The 14,360-nt window shown below is 58.7% G+C and carries 14 protein-coding genes and 3 tRNA genes; 11 read left to right on the forward strand and 6 right to left on the reverse strand.

What is annotated here, in order from left to right; genetic code table 11:
* Nucleotides 1-3 precede the first annotated feature (3 nt).
* Nucleotides 4-77, reverse strand: a tRNA-Asp gene (locus tag QS713_RS00120).
* 1 nt (nucleotide 78) lies between these two features.
* Nucleotides 79-154 (reverse strand) — tRNA-Glu (locus QS713_RS00125).
* A gap of 199 nt (nucleotides 155-353) precedes the next feature.
* Here QS713_RS00125 and QS713_RS00130 point away from each other — a divergent pair.
* From QS713_RS00130 to QS713_RS00180, 11 genes are all read left to right on the forward strand, one after another.
* Nucleotides 354-2,423: a mechanosensitive ion channel domain-containing protein gene (locus QS713_RS00130; protein ID WP_313271432.1), complete on the forward strand. Its 2,070-nt coding sequence runs from the start codon at nucleotides 354-356 to the stop codon at nucleotides 2,421-2,423.
* 3 nt (nucleotides 2,424-2,426) lie between these two features.
* Nucleotides 2,427-2,843, forward strand: coding sequence for a peptide-methionine (R)-S-oxide reductase MsrB (gene msrB / locus QS713_RS00135; RefSeq protein WP_313271434.1), 417 nt, complete (start codon nucleotides 2,427-2,429; stop codon nucleotides 2,841-2,843).
* A 33-nt stretch (nucleotides 2,844-2,876) separates the two neighbouring features.
* Nucleotides 2,877-3,902: an endonuclease/exonuclease/phosphatase family protein gene (locus tag QS713_RS00140; RefSeq protein ID WP_313271435.1), complete on the forward strand. Its 1,026-nt coding sequence runs from the start codon at nucleotides 2,877-2,879 to the stop codon at nucleotides 3,900-3,902.
* Nucleotides 3,903-4,088: 186 nt separating this feature from the next.
* Nucleotides 4,089-5,000 carry an EamA family transporter gene (locus tag QS713_RS00145; protein ID WP_313271438.1) on the forward strand — a complete coding sequence of 304 codons (912 nt, stop codon included), beginning with the start codon at nucleotides 4,089-4,091 and terminating at the stop codon, nucleotides 4,998-5,000.
* Between the two features lie 168 nt (nucleotides 5,001-5,168).
* Nucleotides 5,169-5,429: a GlsB/YeaQ/YmgE family stress response membrane protein gene (locus QS713_RS00150; protein ID WP_313271440.1), complete on the forward strand. Its 261-nt coding sequence runs from the start codon at nucleotides 5,169-5,171 to the stop codon at nucleotides 5,427-5,429.
* A gap of 183 nt (nucleotides 5,430-5,612) precedes the next feature.
* Nucleotides 5,613-5,685, forward strand: a tRNA-Lys gene (locus tag QS713_RS00155).
* A 200-nt stretch (nucleotides 5,686-5,885) separates the two neighbouring features.
* Entirely contained in the window at nucleotides 5,886-7,346 is a 1,461-nt protein-coding gene (locus tag QS713_RS00160) for an ATP-binding cassette domain-containing protein (protein WP_313271442.1), read from the forward strand.
* Entirely contained in the window at nucleotides 7,343-9,877 is a 2,535-nt protein-coding gene (locus QS713_RS00165; protein ID WP_313271444.1) for an ABC transporter permease, read from the forward strand. Before QS713_RS00160 ends, QS713_RS00165 begins: the two co-directional genes overlap by 4 nt.
* A 160-nt stretch (nucleotides 9,878-10,037) precedes the next feature.
* Complete coding sequence (locus QS713_RS00170) at nucleotides 10,038-10,481, forward strand: phage holin family protein (RefSeq protein WP_313271446.1); 444 nt, start codon at nucleotides 10,038-10,040, stop codon at nucleotides 10,479-10,481.
* Entirely contained in the window at nucleotides 10,478-10,765 is a 288-nt protein-coding gene (locus QS713_RS00175; RefSeq protein WP_313271448.1) for a DUF3618 domain-containing protein, read from the forward strand. The genes QS713_RS00170 and QS713_RS00175 overlap by 4 nt, the downstream gene beginning before the upstream one ends.
* Nucleotides 10,766-10,918: 153 nt before the next feature.
* A complete protein-coding gene (locus QS713_RS00180) occupies nucleotides 10,919-11,104 on the forward strand; it encodes a DUF3073 domain-containing protein (protein WP_313271449.1) in 186 nt (61 codons plus the stop codon).
* A gap of 105 nt (nucleotides 11,105-11,209) precedes the next feature.
* Here QS713_RS00180 and mnhG read toward each other — a convergent pair whose 3' ends face one another.
* From mnhG to QS713_RS00200, 4 genes are read right to left on the reverse strand one after another with little or no spacing between them, the layout of a single operon-like run.
* The gene (gene mnhG / locus QS713_RS00185; protein WP_313271451.1) at nucleotides 11,210-11,683 is read right to left on the reverse strand and encodes a monovalent cation/H(+) antiporter subunit G; all 474 of its coding nucleotides are present in this window, start codon (nucleotides 11,681-11,683) and stop codon (nucleotides 11,210-11,212) included.
* Entirely contained in the window at nucleotides 11,680-12,141 is a 462-nt protein-coding gene (locus tag QS713_RS00190; RefSeq protein ID WP_313271453.1) for an MrpF/PhaF family protein, read from the reverse strand. The genes mnhG and QS713_RS00190 overlap by 4 nt, the downstream gene beginning before the upstream one ends.
* Nucleotides 12,138-12,680, reverse strand: a complete 543-nt coding sequence (locus tag QS713_RS00195; protein ID WP_313271455.1) for a Na+/H+ antiporter subunit E — start codon at nucleotides 12,678-12,680, stop codon at nucleotides 12,138-12,140. The genes QS713_RS00190 and QS713_RS00195 overlap by 4 nt, the downstream gene beginning before the upstream one ends.
* On the reverse strand, nucleotides 12,673-14,358 hold the full coding sequence (locus QS713_RS00200; RefSeq protein ID WP_313273676.1) for a Na+/H+ antiporter subunit D: 1,686 nt from the start codon (nucleotides 14,356-14,358) through the stop codon (nucleotides 12,673-12,675). Before QS713_RS00200 ends, QS713_RS00195 begins: the two co-directional genes overlap by 8 nt.
* Between the last annotated feature and the right edge of the window lie 2 nt (nucleotides 14,359-14,360).

Raw genomic sequence — 14,360 nt, forward strand, 5'->3', positions numbered from 1 at the left:
GCGCGACCCCGACCGGACTTGAACCGGCGACCTCCGCCGTGACAGGGCGGCGCGCTAACCAACTGCGCTACGGGGCCTTGGTACCCCCAACGGGATTCGAACCCGTGCCGCCGCCGTGAAAGGGCGGTGTCCTAGGCCGCTAGACGATGGGGGCCTTAGTCAGTGCCATGACTGACTTAAGAAAGTGTACTCAACACCAGTTTGTTTTGGCAAAACCCCCGACTGTGAATCGACTCACCGAACCACCTGGTGACAGCTGGAAATCGCAGTGGGAAGCCCGTTGTGACGCCACCCTCAAGGCTTAACGCGGAGCGGAACGCGCAATCACAATCCCAGCCACTTAAGCTGGAAGCATGGGATGGCAAACGCTTGGACTCAAGCTTCAAAACAACATGCTCACACTGAGCGGCAGCGGTTTACAACCAGCTGCTGATAACCCCGATGACGCCGTAGAAACCGCGGTGAACGTCCTGCAGATCGCCGCTGGCGTGGCGGTTGGTGCGGGAATCTCACTACTGGTCGGCATCGTCATCTGGTGGGTGCTGAAAATCAGTACGCGCCGCATCACTAACTTCCAACTACTGATGCGCCGCGCCAAAATCCCCTACTTCATCCTGTTTATCCTGGCTGGTGGCTGGCAGGGCCTGGATTACATCAGCGGTGTCCTCGACCCCGATAAGACGCAGAACTGGATTCCCCCAATCACCCACGTTTTGTTCATCGCTACGATCGTGGCTGCGGGGTGGATGCTGTTCAGCGCCGCATTCACCATCCAAGACATTGCGAAGCGGGGGCAGAAAACGGATCACCCGAACCGGTTGACGACGCAAGCGCAGATGTTCCGCCGAATTCTGCAGGCCCTGGTGGTGGCGGTGACCGTGATTTCGGTTATTCTCACGTTCCCGCAGGCACGGGTCGCCATGGGGTCCCTACTTGCATCCGCCGGCGTGGTTTCGCTGGTAGCTGGTATTGCCGCGCAAGACTCGTTGTCGAACACGTTCGCGGGCCTGCAGTTAACGCTCACGGACGCGTTGCGGGTTGGGGACGTGCTGGTGGTTGATGACGTTTTTTGCACTGTTGAGGAAATGACCCTCACGTACGTGGTGCTAAAGGTGTGGGATGACCGGCGGGTGATTGTGCCCTCAACCCGGTTCACCAAGAACAGTTTTGAAAACTGGACGCGGCTGCACACCAAACTGTTGGGCACCGTGTTGTTCCACTTCGATTGGACACTTCCGCTGGCGCGTTTCCGCGCGGAAGCGCGGCGCCTCATGAACCAATCTGACCTGTGGGATGGGCGCACCACGTCGATACAAGTTACGGACACAACCGCGGAGTACGTGGAGGTCCGCCTGGTGGTTTCCGCAGCGGACTCCGGGGATTTGTGGGACCTGCGGTGCTACATGCGTGAGCACCTGTTGGAGTGGGTGGTTGAGAACGCGCCCTACGCCCTCCCACGCAACCGGTGGCAGCAAGAGAAACTGGTGGAGCAAAACCGGGACCGTTCTGAAGAAGAGGTGGCGCGGCTCGCGCAGGAACTAGCGAATATTGAAAACCCGGGTGACGAGCAGCAGACCCCACCGAAGTCTTACCAGGACGCGCGAGTTAAGGCCTCTAAACGCAGGGCCGGGAAGGTGCGTAGGCGCCGGCTGCGGGGCCGGTCCGTTAAACGCGTGCCCACCCACGGAGAGGAAACGACTCAGGTGCTGAGTTTGAAGGACCTCAAGAACGTGGTGAAAATGACGGAGCCGAACAGTAAAGAATTCCCGGTGAAGGTCAAACCGCACAATGCGCACATGACTCCTGGCGACAGCGCCAAAGTACCCGACGGCGGCAGCGTACCTGGCAGCGTACCCGACGGCGGCCACGTTTCCGGCAGCGGCGACTACTCCTCGAACGCCGACCACGCTTCCGGCAGCGGCCACTATTCATCCGAAGCTGACCACGAAAACCCGGTAAGGAACCATGCTACCGACGCAGGCAACCCGGTCCACGTCAAGAACAGTTCGCCCCAAACCAACCACGCGGACCGGGCCGGTGCACATGGTCCCAACGCTGATGATGAGGCGGATACGGCAGAGGTAGAGTTGTCGAGTGACCGCATGTTCTCGGGTAGTCCGGAGGCTGAGGAGCGCTCGCAAGCGTTCAGCGGTCCGGGTAAGCAGGTGCAGCGGGAGCGGGAGCAGGCCCTCACGGGTGAACAAGAGGCCGTTAACGCGGAAACCAAGAACTCTGCGCGCGACGCGGCTTCCAACACTGCAACAGATGCCGCGTCTGCCAAGGTTTCTGCGGAAGACGCACGCACCAAAGATTCTACAGATGCCGCGTCTAACAAGGTTTCTGCGGATGAAACGGCAATTGACGGGCCGGCATCTGCGGGTGAACGCGAGGAACAAACACGGGAACTGGATGAAAGGGGCTGAGGGATGAGTGATGAACTGAAAGTAGATCCGGCAGCGGCAGCGTACACGGATGCGCAGTGGCGGCAGAAGTTGACGCCAATGGAATACCACGTGCTGCGGGAGGCCGGTACGGAACGCCCCGGCACAGGCGCGCTTTTGAACGAGAACCGGGCGGGCACGTATTTTTGTCGGGCGTGTGGGCAGAAACTGTTCCGTTCAGACGCGAAGTTTGATTCCGCGTGCGGGTGGCCTTCATTTTTTGAGGCCGAAGATGGAGCGGTGGAATACCTGCACGACGATTCGCACGGCATGGATCGCACGGAGGTGCGGTGCGCTAACTGCGGGTCGCACTTGGGCCACATTTTTGATGATGCCCCCCAAACTCCGACGGGCAAGCGGTACTGCATGAATTCCGTGTGTTTGCAGTTCCAAGCGCAGTAGCCTGCGGCAACAACTAGACCTTGCGGCTGCGTTATGCGCATAGTTACGTGGAATATTCAGCATGGGCGCGCGAACTTCGCTGCGTTTGAGGGAAGTTTTACTGCGTTTGAGGGAAGTGGCGCACCCGCCCCGAAAGGCCCCGCTTTAGGCCAGCAAACACCAGCTCGAAGCGGGAATGAAATAAGGGCAGAAATTCGACACCCGAGGGGCAGTGCGGGCCGGGTTGACGCGGACCTGTTAGCCGAAAGCGTGCGGCAGTTGGCGCGCCTGCAGCCCGACGCGATCGCGTTCCAAGAAGTGGATCGGTTTCAACCACGTTCCAACTGGTTGAACACTCCCGAGGTGATTGCCCGCGCGCTCCCTGGCTACTGGTTCCACTACGCTCCCATGTTCATCGGGTTCGCGGGTGGGCCCCGCATCGCACCCCCGCAGGTTCCAGTAGGTTCGCAGAGTGCCTTTGCTAAAGAGTGTGCCTTTGCTAAAAAGTTTTGTGCCGCGCGCCGGGTGTGTACCCACAGTTGGCCGGCCTACGGCCTCATGCTGGCACTACGTGAACCACCCGTGGCATGGAAGGTAGCGCGGTTGGGGCGAGCACCACTGCAGCGGATACCGCAACAGACCGGATGGTGGGCAAAAACCCTGGGGTGGCGGCCACTGCCTGGGCAAAATCGGAGCCTGCTGTGCGCGGTGCAGGCCGACGGCACAGTTTTCGCCACCACGCACTTAGAAGTACACGCCCCTACGGCCCGCGCGCAGCTGCGCCGCAGCCTGGAACTTCTGCAGCCACTGGGTAGCCCCGTGGTGCTGTGCGGAGACTTCAACTTGGGAGCCCAGGCGGTGCAAGCGCAACTACCGGCCGACAGCGAAGTTATCAGCGCCCCCACGTACCCTGTCGACGCACCCACGCAGTCGTTAGATCAAGTAGTAATCACGCCCGCTCCCAAAGGTGGAACGGAGTATTTGACACCCCCAACGGAGCGTTTGACACACCCACACGCCAACAGCGTATTGTTACCTGTATCCGACCACAGGGCATTGTACGTAGAGACCACCCAATAGGTCTTTGACAGTCTTCAGCTGCGCAGATCAACTCCCCCTGGGATGCTGGCGGCTGCGTAATCAGCGCGTCCCTTGCGCGCAAACCTGCTGGCGGCTGCGCAAACCTGCTGGCGGCTGCGTAAACCTGCGCGCGGCCGCATAAATCAGCGCGTCCCTTGCGCGCAAACCTGTTGCGAAAGGAGTGTCATGAAATCGAGAATCCAGTTAACAGCAAATACCGCTCCCCTCCTTTTGATAGGTTCAGGTCTCACTCAGTATGTGGGCGCTGCGCTCGCGATCGTTTTATTCACTCAGGTGACACCCGCTGCGGTGGCGTGGTGGCGGGTTGCTGTGGCAGCCACCGTTTTCATTCTTTGGCGCAGGCCCTGGCGGATGCGGCTTTCGCGGGTTGATTGGGGTCGTTCCGCTTTGTTTGGCGTGGTTATGACGCTCATGAACGTCCTGTTTTACGAAGCGATTTCCCGCATCGCACTGGGCGTTGCGGTGTCTTTAGAGTTCCTCGGCCCTGTTGCCGTTGCAGTTATGGGGTCGAAGCATTGGACTTCACGGGTCGCAGCTGTTGCAGCGTTGGCTGGGGTGGTGTCCATTTCTGGGTTCGGCGTAAACGTTCAAGATCCGAAAACTGCCCTCGGGATCATATTCGCGTTGGGCGCTGGGGCCTGCTGGGCCGGTTACATCGTGTTGGGGCAGCGGATCGCTTCGCAGCGTTCCGGGATTGATTCCTTGGCAATAGGCACGTTAGCGGGAGCGGTCGTTTTCCTTCCGTTTTGCGTTACGCAGATTCCGAAGGTAGTGGCGTCCCCCGTTTTGATTGGCGCGGTTTTGGGGGTGGGCTTACTGTCCACTGTGGTGCCTTATTCGCTTGAGGCACTAGCCATGTCTAAAGTTCACGCGTCCGTGTTCGCACTGCTCACGGCTTTGCTGCCCGCCACGAGCCTGCTGGTGGGGGCGGTGGCTTTGCAGCAGTTCCCGGCATGGCCTTCAGTGGCTGGTTTGATTCTGATTTCACTGGCGGTAGCGGTTGCGTCACGCGACACCACGCAGGGAGCACAGAACGCTCGCGAAGTAATTGAGAATGCGGAAGGAATATCGGATTAAGGAAAACTGTGGCCCATAGCATTTTGATAATGATTTGATAACTTTATTGTCCCAATTCGTCTAAAACCACCACTATGACTAGAAACCGTTGTGGTGTATCGCTAGCGTAGTATTTGTTCGAACTACTTCGAGAGCATGCTTATGCGTGCAAAGTTAAGGAGAGTAACTATGGGATACTCACTAATCGGATACATTGTTGCCGGTGCTATTATTGGTGCTCTTGCCCGCCTGTTCATGAAGGGCAAGCAACCTTTGGGGATCGTTTGGACGATCATCCTCGGTGCTTTGGGCGCGTTCCTGGGTGGCTGGATCACCGGTTTGTTCATGAATAACAACAGTGGTTTCATCGCCTGGGTGGTGGCCATTATCGTTTCTATCGGTTTGATCTCCGCCTACTTGGGGATCACGAACAAGAACGCTGGACAGTAGTTTCCACGCTCTAAAAGTGGCCCGTCAGGCTCTAACCCAACTGGGTTTCAGCCTGGCGGGTCACTCGTTTTTGTTACAGCGCCTGGACATGGTAAATTTTCCAGGTAGCTACGGCTCAGGTGTTCACCTACTCCAGTTGGCGCAGGTAAGCGCAAACCCGGGTGGCACCGAAAGGCAAGTAGCGGGCCTATAGCTCAATTGGCAGAGCAACGGACTTTTAATCCGTGGGTTCGGGGTTCGATTCCCCGTGGGCCCACAATCCCCGCGTGAACAACGCGGGGTTTTGTTCTACTCCCCCGCGGATTTTGTTTTAATCCCCTCGGAGTTTTGTTGCCCCCCGCCCAGGGCTTCGAAGAAAGTACCTCAAGTTCTAATATCGACTTCCAACCATGGTGGCTCTTGGGCACGCGCCGGAGCGGTTGCCGCCAGCCCCTAACCAAGCCGTATGCTTTAACCATGGGCTTATTGGAACCAGTATCGACGCCAGAAGACGCGATTGTGACCGCGCGTGGCCTCACGAAAATTTATGGTAAAGGCGACGCCGCAGTACAGGCGTTGCATGATGTTGACGTGCAGATTGGACGCGGGCAGTTCACCGCGATCATGGGGCCATCGGGCTCTGGTAAATCCACTTTGATGCACTGTCTGGCGGGTTTAGATTCCATTAATGAGGGTCATTTGGAACTCGATGGAACTACCGTGTCGAAAATGTCGCAGCGTAAACTCACGAAGTTGCGGCGCGACAAAATCGGGTTCATCTTCCAAACTTTCAACCTGATTCCCACGTTGAATGCGAAAGAGAACATTCTGCTGCCCGCCAAAATTGCGAAACAAAAAGTTGATCCGAAGCGGTTCAACCAGGTGGTGGACGCAGTTGGGTTACGTGAGCGCTTAACGCACCGCCCCGCGGAGCTGTCGGGTGGGCAGCAGCAGCGGGTGGCGTGTGCCCGCGCGCTGGTGAGTGAACCAGCTGTTATTTTTGCCGACGAACCGACGGGGAACTTGGATTCGAACGCTTCCGCGCAAGTACTGCGTTTTCTTCGCAGTGCGGTTGACGAGTTCGGGCAGACCGTGGTGATGGTGACCCATGAGCCAGATGCGGCAGCTTGGGCCGATCGGATCCTCTTCTTAGTTGATGGGCAGGTGGTAGCCCAGTTGACGCAGCCGAACCGCGACCGCGTGTTGGAGGCACTGCGCGAACTCGGTTCCGACGACGAGCCTGAACCGACGGCAGGTTCCACTGCAGCTCAGACCCCGGCCTCGACGGCCGCCGAAACAAACGCAGCGGCCACCAATGGAGCAGGAACGCCAAATACCACTGGTGCGCACTCCGCCGATGCTTCCAATACAGACGTTCCGCCTACCTCTAACGCAGGGGCTCCACTAACCTCCGATACGGATGCTCCGCCAACCTCTGATACAGACGCTCCGCTGCCCACTGGTACAGGTGGGCGGCCAAGCAGTCAGCCAGGTCCTCAAGCACGAAATACGCTGGTGGACGCGCAGTTACCGGGCGAAACCCTAGACCAGACGCTGCGCAGACTAGCGCCCGCAGGCGAGTTGGAGCCGGAAGCGGCCCGCGTGGTGGATGCGGCGCAAGAAATCTTGGCGAACCTACCTGGTTCTGTTGTTCCGGAGGAAGAGGACCCGGTGACCGGCTCGATCCCGGTTGTGCCCCGCAATGGCAAGCACCTGAACGAACCTCAAGAAAATCCGGTGAGCGATACGAGGGAAACTGAGGAAATACGCGCCGCAGGCACTGAAACGAATGCCGCAGGCACTGAGGAAATACGCGCCGCAGGCACTGAGGAAACGAATGCCGCAGGCACTGAAACGAATGCCGCAGGCACTGAGGAACCACACGCCACAGACGCTGAGGAGACGCACACGGTAGACACCGAGGAGACACAATCGTGATTAAACTCGCGCTGCGAGACGTGACGGGTAACTTCACCCGTTTTATCGTCACCATTTTGTCCGTCGTGCTGGGTGTCGCGTTCCTGTCGGGCACACTCGCGCTGCGCGCGAACCTGTCCGACACCCTGTCACAAGCCCTGTCGCAAACCGTTTCCGGCACGCTCCACGTTGAGGGCAAGAAGCTCGGGAAGCAAGAAAGCCCGCGCGCAAAAGTGCCTGCGAACCTCGTGGATCAGATCAAAGAGGTAGATGGCGTTCAAACCGTGCGGGCGCAGTACATGGTGCCCGTAACTGTGCTGGGCAAAGACGACGTCCCCCAGTCGAACGGCGGCGGGTTCATCACCGCTTTGCTGTCTGCACCAACTGGCTTCCAACCCTGGACGTTCGACGGCCCCGAACCAACTGAAGAAAACGACGTCACCCTAGAAGCCTCGTACGCAAAACGCCTGGGCAAACACACCGGCGACACTCTCACGTTCGTGATACAGGGCAAAAAGCATGAGGCACACATAGTTTCCACCGCCACCACGGGTAAACCAATTACCCTCATGAACGCGATAATGATGCCGCAAGAACATCTGAAAGCGTACGTGTCGGACCCGAGTATGGTGCAAAGCATTTCGATTCAAACTAAGTCGGGTGCAAACGTGCAGCAGGTGAAGAAGGCGGTTGTCGACAAGGTGGGCAGCAACCTGGATGTACGCACAACCGCGCAGGTGGTGGACGCGCGGAACCAGGCGATGGATACGGCGCTCGCGTTCGCGACCACGCTGCTGCTCGTGTTTATTGTGATCGCGCTGGGCGTGTCCACCTTTATTATTGCCAACACGTTCACGATGGCGGTGAAGGCCCGGCAGAAACAGTACGCGTACCTGCGGGCAGCGGGGGCGTCGCCGGGGCAGATTTTTGCGACCGTTGCGCTGCAGGCACTGTTCATCGGTGTGATCGGTTCCGCGATCGGCTTGCTGGCTGGGAACGGGCTACTGTGGGCGGCGCAAACCGGGTTGGAATACTTGGGGCTTGAGGCCGAATCCTCCCCGTTCTTGTCCACCCACATCATTGTGATCTCCATGATCGTGGGCACACTGGTGACCGTGGTGGGCGCCATTATTCCTGCACGCGAGGCCGCGAACACCCCACCTGTGGAAGCGATGCGCGAAGTTTCGGGTGTGCGCGAACCGTCATTAAGACTGCGCTCCACCTTGGGTTTCATTGGAATCGTCGGGGGGCTCGCGTGCTTGTGGATGGGGGCGAAGCAAATCACTTCTTACCCAGGTACCCTGCTTGGAGTTGGCTCTGTCGCACTGCTTCTTGGGGTTCTGGCGGCTTCCCCGCTGCTAGTTAAGGTCATCATTGGCGCGTTGGGTGCGCCTCTGCGGGTAACGGGCCCACTCACCGCGCGGTTAGCGGTGGGCAACACGATCCGGAATCCGCGCCGCACCGCAGCTACCGCGGGCGCATTGTTCGTTGGTATGGCCCTGGTTGCAGCCGGGATGGTGATTGTTGACTCGGTGCGTACTTCCACGGAAGACGCGGTGCGCAGCGAAGTTAAGGCCGACCTTGTGATCAGTTCGCAAACCGGGATGGAACGCATTAGTGACGAACAGGTGGACAAGATTCGTTCAGCTGCTGGCGTTGGGCAGGTTAGCGCTGATTACCAGGCTTCCCTCACGCCAATAATTACGAATGAATCGCCTGAGGAACCGACCCCCACAGTGTTTTTAGCGGCTAACCCCGATCAGTTGAAAGCCGACTACAACATGGAGTTCACTGAAGGTGGTTTGAACGCGCTTTCTGAGGGCAAGATTGCGGTACCGAAAACGTTCGCGACCACTCAGAAGTTGAAGCTGGGCGACGAACTGACGCTGCTGACGGATAAGGGTCCGCAAAAAGTGGCGGTCGGGGCAATCACGGACTCCACGTCGGGCGGACAATCGCTGCTTATTGACAGTAAGAAAGCGAAAGACCTGGGAATGACGATGATGGGGCGCACCACCGTACTTGTGCGGGTCGCGGACGGAGCTAAAGTTGCGGACGTGAAATCGACGTTGCAGCACGACCTGAAGGATGCGTACACGCTGACGGTATCGGATAAGGCGGATATGGTTGGCCAGATCGGCACGTATTTGAATATGGTGCTCGGCGTGCTGTACGCGCTGGTGGGCCTGTCGATTGTGATTGCGGTGCTGGGGATTTTGAACACGCTGGGGCTTTCTGTTTCGGAACGCGCCCCAGAGATCGCATTGCTGAAAGCGATTGGGTATTCGCGGGTAGCGAACGGGGCGATGATAACCGTTGAAGCGGTTCTGACTGCCCTGTATGGCACGATCCTGGGGATTGCTGCGGGCGTGGCGTGTGGCAGTGCTCTGGTGGTGTACTTGAAGGATTCTGGGATCTCTACCCTGTCGATACCCTGGCCGACCGTTGGTTGGGTGCTGCTCGCCGCGGTTGGGGTGGGGCTGGTGGCCGCTGTTCTACCGGCTATCCGCGCCGCAAACCAACCGATGCTTGCCACTATCGCCGCGGAGTAATACCACCTACTATTGCCGCGGAATAAATTGGGGCTTCCCCAGATGTTGTGGCTGGTTAGAATAGTTGTTACGGGTAACGAAAAGACGCGAAGACCGAGTAGACATGACAAACTAGCGTTATGACCTGTTTACGGTAGGTCCTACTTACGAGGAGTGAACTATGGCTGAAGATACGCGACCAACACCGCCCGTGGCGGTCGTGAACACCACGCAGTCCAGACCGAACACTAGTATCGGTGAGCTGTTTGGCGAACTTTCGAACCAAATTACATCACTGATCCGCGGTGAGATTGAGCTGACGAAGCTGAAAGCCACCAGCACAGTGAAGAAGGCGGGGCTGGGCGCTGGCCTGCTTGCCGGCGGCGCCGTGTTCGGCTTGTTCATGCTCGGGTGGATCTTCAGGACCATTGAGAAAGCTATTGCGTTGGCGCTGCCGGAGTGGGCAGCGGCCCTCATCGTGGTGGGGATCTTGCTGGTGATCACCCTGATCCTCGTGCTGGTAGGGATCCAGGCGTTGAAGAAGGGGATGGCGGAAAAGCCAGACCCGTCCACGAACCTCAAGTTGGATGTCGCTGCGGCGAAGATGGGATTGGACAAGAAGTGAGCGAAGAAAAACCACGGACTGTGGAAGATATTGAGTCGGAACTGCAGCGGACGCGGCTTGCCATGCAATCCACGGTGGATGAGTTGACGAGCCGGTTGGATCCGCGGGCGCAGATGGATCAGGCGAAGCAGAAGGCCCGTGTGAAAGCGGACGAGTGGAAGAGTTTCGCCACCAAAACGGTTGAGGATGCGAAAGAGGGCGACAAAACCGCGATTACTCGCTTAGCGTCCGTGGCGGCCGGTGTGGCTGCTATTGTGGGGATCGCGCTTCTGCGTAAGAAGTAGTTGTTTCCGCGGCCTCTGTATCGCGGTATACGACAGAAAAGTCCATAGAATGGAAAATTGCCCCGTTGATTTTGTACAATGGGGCCGAAGACAGCGTTAAACCTACGGATTGGATAGACCAGTCCGTTCGACATGTGGAGGGGGTCGACGCCTATGGGGCGCGGCCGTCAGAAGGCCAAGCAGACGAAAGTCGCTCGTAAGCTGAAGTACTACAGCCCAGAGACCGACTATGCAGCTCTGGAGCGGGAACTGGCAGCACAGCGAGGCGAGATAAAGAAAAGTGAGTACGGGGAAATCCCCCCGGCTACCGACGAAGATTGGGATGACTACCGACGGTAGAAATCCTACAGATTTGTGGGGCAGCGACTGGTTAGGTCGCTGCCCCACAAGTCTATGCGGGAGGACTTTAAGTACCGCTCCCCGACCTTCCGAGTCTTCTTGTCTTTAAGAACCTGCCTGTTCCTCCGCCCCAGCCTGCTTTTCGGTTTTCCCATCGGTAGCGCCCTCGTTTTCCGCGTCTGCATCGTCTTCGGCGTAGTCTTCAGCGTCTGCGTCGTCTTCAGCGTCCCGGTAGATGTCCCCTAGCGGGGTGCCGTCGACTTTCAGGTCGTCTTGTACTAGAGCGTCTAGGTCCCCTTGCCCTGTCCGGTATGCTGCCCGAGCCATAATATGCGTCCCGATCGGCGCGGTCACGGTTTGGAACAGTAGGATCATCACCGCGAGCGCCACCCACGTCACCGTCCGCATGGTCAGCACCATCCCTAAGCAGCAGAGGAATAGGCCGAACCACTGCGGTTTCGAGGCTGCGTGCATGCGGGCGAACACATCCGGGAGCCGCACCAGCCCTATCCCCGCGATCAGTAAGAACGTGGCGCCAGCCAGCAGAAAAACCGCCCCAATATAGTCCAAGACAATCATTTAGTGCCCTCCTTCCCCGCAGTATTTTCACCTGAGGTACTGTGGCGCGCGCTCGCTCCCGGTTTATCCTCGTGGCGCGCCCGGGCTTCACGCAGCGCCTCAGCTTGCTCTTTCTCTTGTTCCGCATGCGCCTCTCTGCTGAGGGCCTCCTGCTGAGCCCGCGCTTCCTCAGGCGTCAAAATCCGTTTCCGCGGATCCACACGTTTCGTAAGCCGCCCCACGCTCACCGGAAGAACAAAACTGATCATCACCATAATCGCCGGTAAGAACATGACGTCGGTGCGCCCAGTGGTGACGCACACCAAAATGGTTGCGATGATCCCAGCGACGGAAATGACGTCGGAAGCCAAGACCCGGTCCATCAAAGATGGGCCGAGCGCTAACCGCACCAAGCTCAGAATCATGGTGATCACAACTGCGGCAGCTACCAGAAGGTAAATCACATGCAATGCGCTCACGAGCCCATCACCTGCTCAATCTCCTCGCGGGTACCGAGCGCGCGGATAACCCGTTCCTCCTGGCCACGCGTCATTTCGTTAATGCCTTCGGGCCCGCCTTGCGCGTCGATGTCGAACACGTGCAAATACAGGTTGGAATTCTCTTGATCTAAAGACACCACTACCGTGCCAGGCACCAGGTTCGTCATCGCCGCCACAATCGCCAGCACAATGTCGCGGTCAGAGCGCAAATCCACCTTCACAATCGAACACCGATAGGCACGCCCCGTGAGCACCACGGTCGCAACCATGATGGCGGACAGCATCATGTCCCACAAAAACCGGGCGATCAACACGAGGGTGGGCCACGGCCTCACGCGTTTAAAGAACCCTGAACGCGGCAGTGGGAAAACGGCTTGCACGGCCACGGAAACTACGATGCCAGACAGCACTGTGAGCCACGTGATCTGGTGGAACAAAAACAACCAAACGGCGAACAACCAGATACTGAGGAACACGGAGAACCGGGCGCCACGCACCTGCTGACTACGGTCACTCATGAGAGCTTCCTTCCGTCTGGCGCGCTCCCGGTGTGGGCACGTTTGAGGAGCCGGCGCCGCGCCCTTCATCACCAAGTACTGCCCGCACGTAAGCGCGCGCATCAATCTGGTCGGACGCCGCGTTCGTGGCGTAGTGATACAGCGGGCCCGCGCCTATGGTCATTGCGAACATCACGCCCAGCAGCGCCCAGCCGGAGGCGTACATGAGTTTGGATGCGCCCGAGGATTCGCGTTCGCGCCGGGTGCGGGAGGCCGTCAGCAACCGCGTGTCCCGATCTGCGATCGTGTCCGCGTACTGCATGTAGCGGCGCAGTGCCCGCTGCCGCCGGGTAATCGCTTTCCCCTTCAGCTCCGTGTCCGTCGTAGCCGTATCCCCGCGGGGCTGCCAGAACGCAAGGTTCCAAACTTTCACAATCACATACAGGGTGAGGAACGAGGTGAGCATCCCGAATGCCAGTAGCACGTACCCTTCCCAATGCCCGTTCAGTACTGACGCTTGTGCCAGGCCGAGTTTGCCAATAAACCCAGTGAACGGGGGGATTCCCACCAGGTTCAACCCGGCGATCATGAACATGCCCGCCAGCATCGGGTGGGTTCGAATCAAGCCGCCGAGGGTACGCATCGAGGTGGATCCCTCATGCCGTTCGACAAGACCCAAAAGTAGGAAAAGGGTGGTTTGCACCAAAATGTGGTGGATCGCGTAGAAAATGACGGCCGCCAAACCAGCCTTATTGCCCAGCGCCAACCCCCACAATAGGAAACCGATATGCGACACGAGTGTGTACGACAGTAGGCGGCGAATATCATCCTGGGCAACGGCCCCCAGGATCCCCACGATCATGGTTAGTACGCCCACGACGGCCAATAGGTCACTGACGTTCTGGTTTGGGAAAAGAACCACTTCCAGGCGGATAATCGAATAAATCCCCACCTTCGTCAACAGACCCGCGAACACAGCAGTGACGGGTGCGGGCGCAGTCGGATACGAATGCGGCAGCCACGCCGCCAGCGGAAACACAGCGGCCTTAATCGCGAACGCCACCAGCAGTACGAACTGGATAATGCCCGCTACGGACGGGTCGATATGCTGGAACCGCACGGCCAGCAGCGCAATATTCAACGTGCCGGTCGCGGCGTACGCCAACGCGATCCCAATCAAAAACACTACGGAAGACAGCATGGAAACCACCACGTACACGGTGCCCGCGCGGGTGCGGGTGCGGGTGCCCCCAATGGTGATCAGCACAAACGACGCGGTGAGCAGGATTTCGAAACCCACGTACAGGTTGAACAGGTCACCGGTTAGGAACGCGTTCGACACGCCCGCTGTCAGCACCAGATAGGTGGGGTGGTAGATCGCGATGGGCACGTCCGGGTCTTCGTCCGCTAGGTTCTGCGCGATCGAATAGGCGTGCACCCCCAGGGTCACGATTTGCGAGATTACTAGCATGAGGGCAGCGAGCCGGTCGGCGACCAAGGTGATGCCTACGGGGGCGGACCAGTTACCCACGTCCAGCACCACTGGCCCGTTGCGCGCCCCTAAGGCCAGGCCCACGCCCACCACCAGTACTGCAATCAGCACTACGAGGGAGATCAGTTGCTGCACCCGCGGGCGGCGGCCAGCTGCGAGCGCCAGGCCGGCTCCGAACAGGGGCAGGAGGACGGGCAGGGGAAGCATCC

It is taken from the genome of Gleimia hominis, from assembly GCF_032085515.1.
Classification (GTDB): Bacteria; Actinomycetota; Actinomycetes; order Actinomycetales; family Actinomycetaceae; genus Gleimia; species Gleimia hominis.

Coding starts and splice junctions, on each gene's coding strand:
- mnhG (WP_313271451.1), bottom strand. CDS start 11,683: ATGATTGTCTTGGACTATATTGGGGCGGTTTTTCTGCTGGCTGGCGCC.
- QS713_RS00160 (WP_313271442.1), top strand. CDS start 5,886: ATGGGCTTATTGGAACCAGTATCGACGCCAGAAGACGCGATTGTGACC.
- QS713_RS00140 (WP_313271435.1), top strand. CDS start 2,877: ATGCGCATAGTTACGTGGAATATTCAGCATGGGCGCGCGAACTTCGCT.
- msrB (WP_313271434.1), top strand. CDS start 2,427: ATGAGTGATGAACTGAAAGTAGATCCGGCAGCGGCAGCGTACACGGAT.
- QS713_RS00180 (WP_313271449.1), top strand. CDS start 10,919: ATGGGGCGCGGCCGTCAGAAGGCCAAGCAGACGAAAGTCGCTCGTAAG.
- QS713_RS00130 (WP_313271432.1), top strand. CDS start 354: ATGGGATGGCAAACGCTTGGACTCAAGCTTCAAAACAACATGCTCACA.
- QS713_RS00195 (WP_313271455.1), bottom strand. CDS start 12,680: ATGAGTGACCGTAGTCAGCAGGTGCGTGGCGCCCGGTTCTCCGTGTTC.
- QS713_RS00170 (WP_313271446.1), top strand. CDS start 10,038: ATGGCTGAAGATACGCGACCAACACCGCCCGTGGCGGTCGTGAACACC.
- QS713_RS00200 (WP_313273676.1), bottom strand. CDS start 14,358: ATGCTTCCCCTGCCCGTCCTCCTGCCCCTGTTCGGAGCCGGCCTGGCG.
- QS713_RS00145 (WP_313271438.1), top strand. CDS start 4,089: ATGAAATCGAGAATCCAGTTAACAGCAAATACCGCTCCCCTCCTTTTG.
- QS713_RS00150 (WP_313271440.1), top strand. CDS start 5,169: ATGGGATACTCACTAATCGGATACATTGTTGCCGGTGCTATTATTGGT.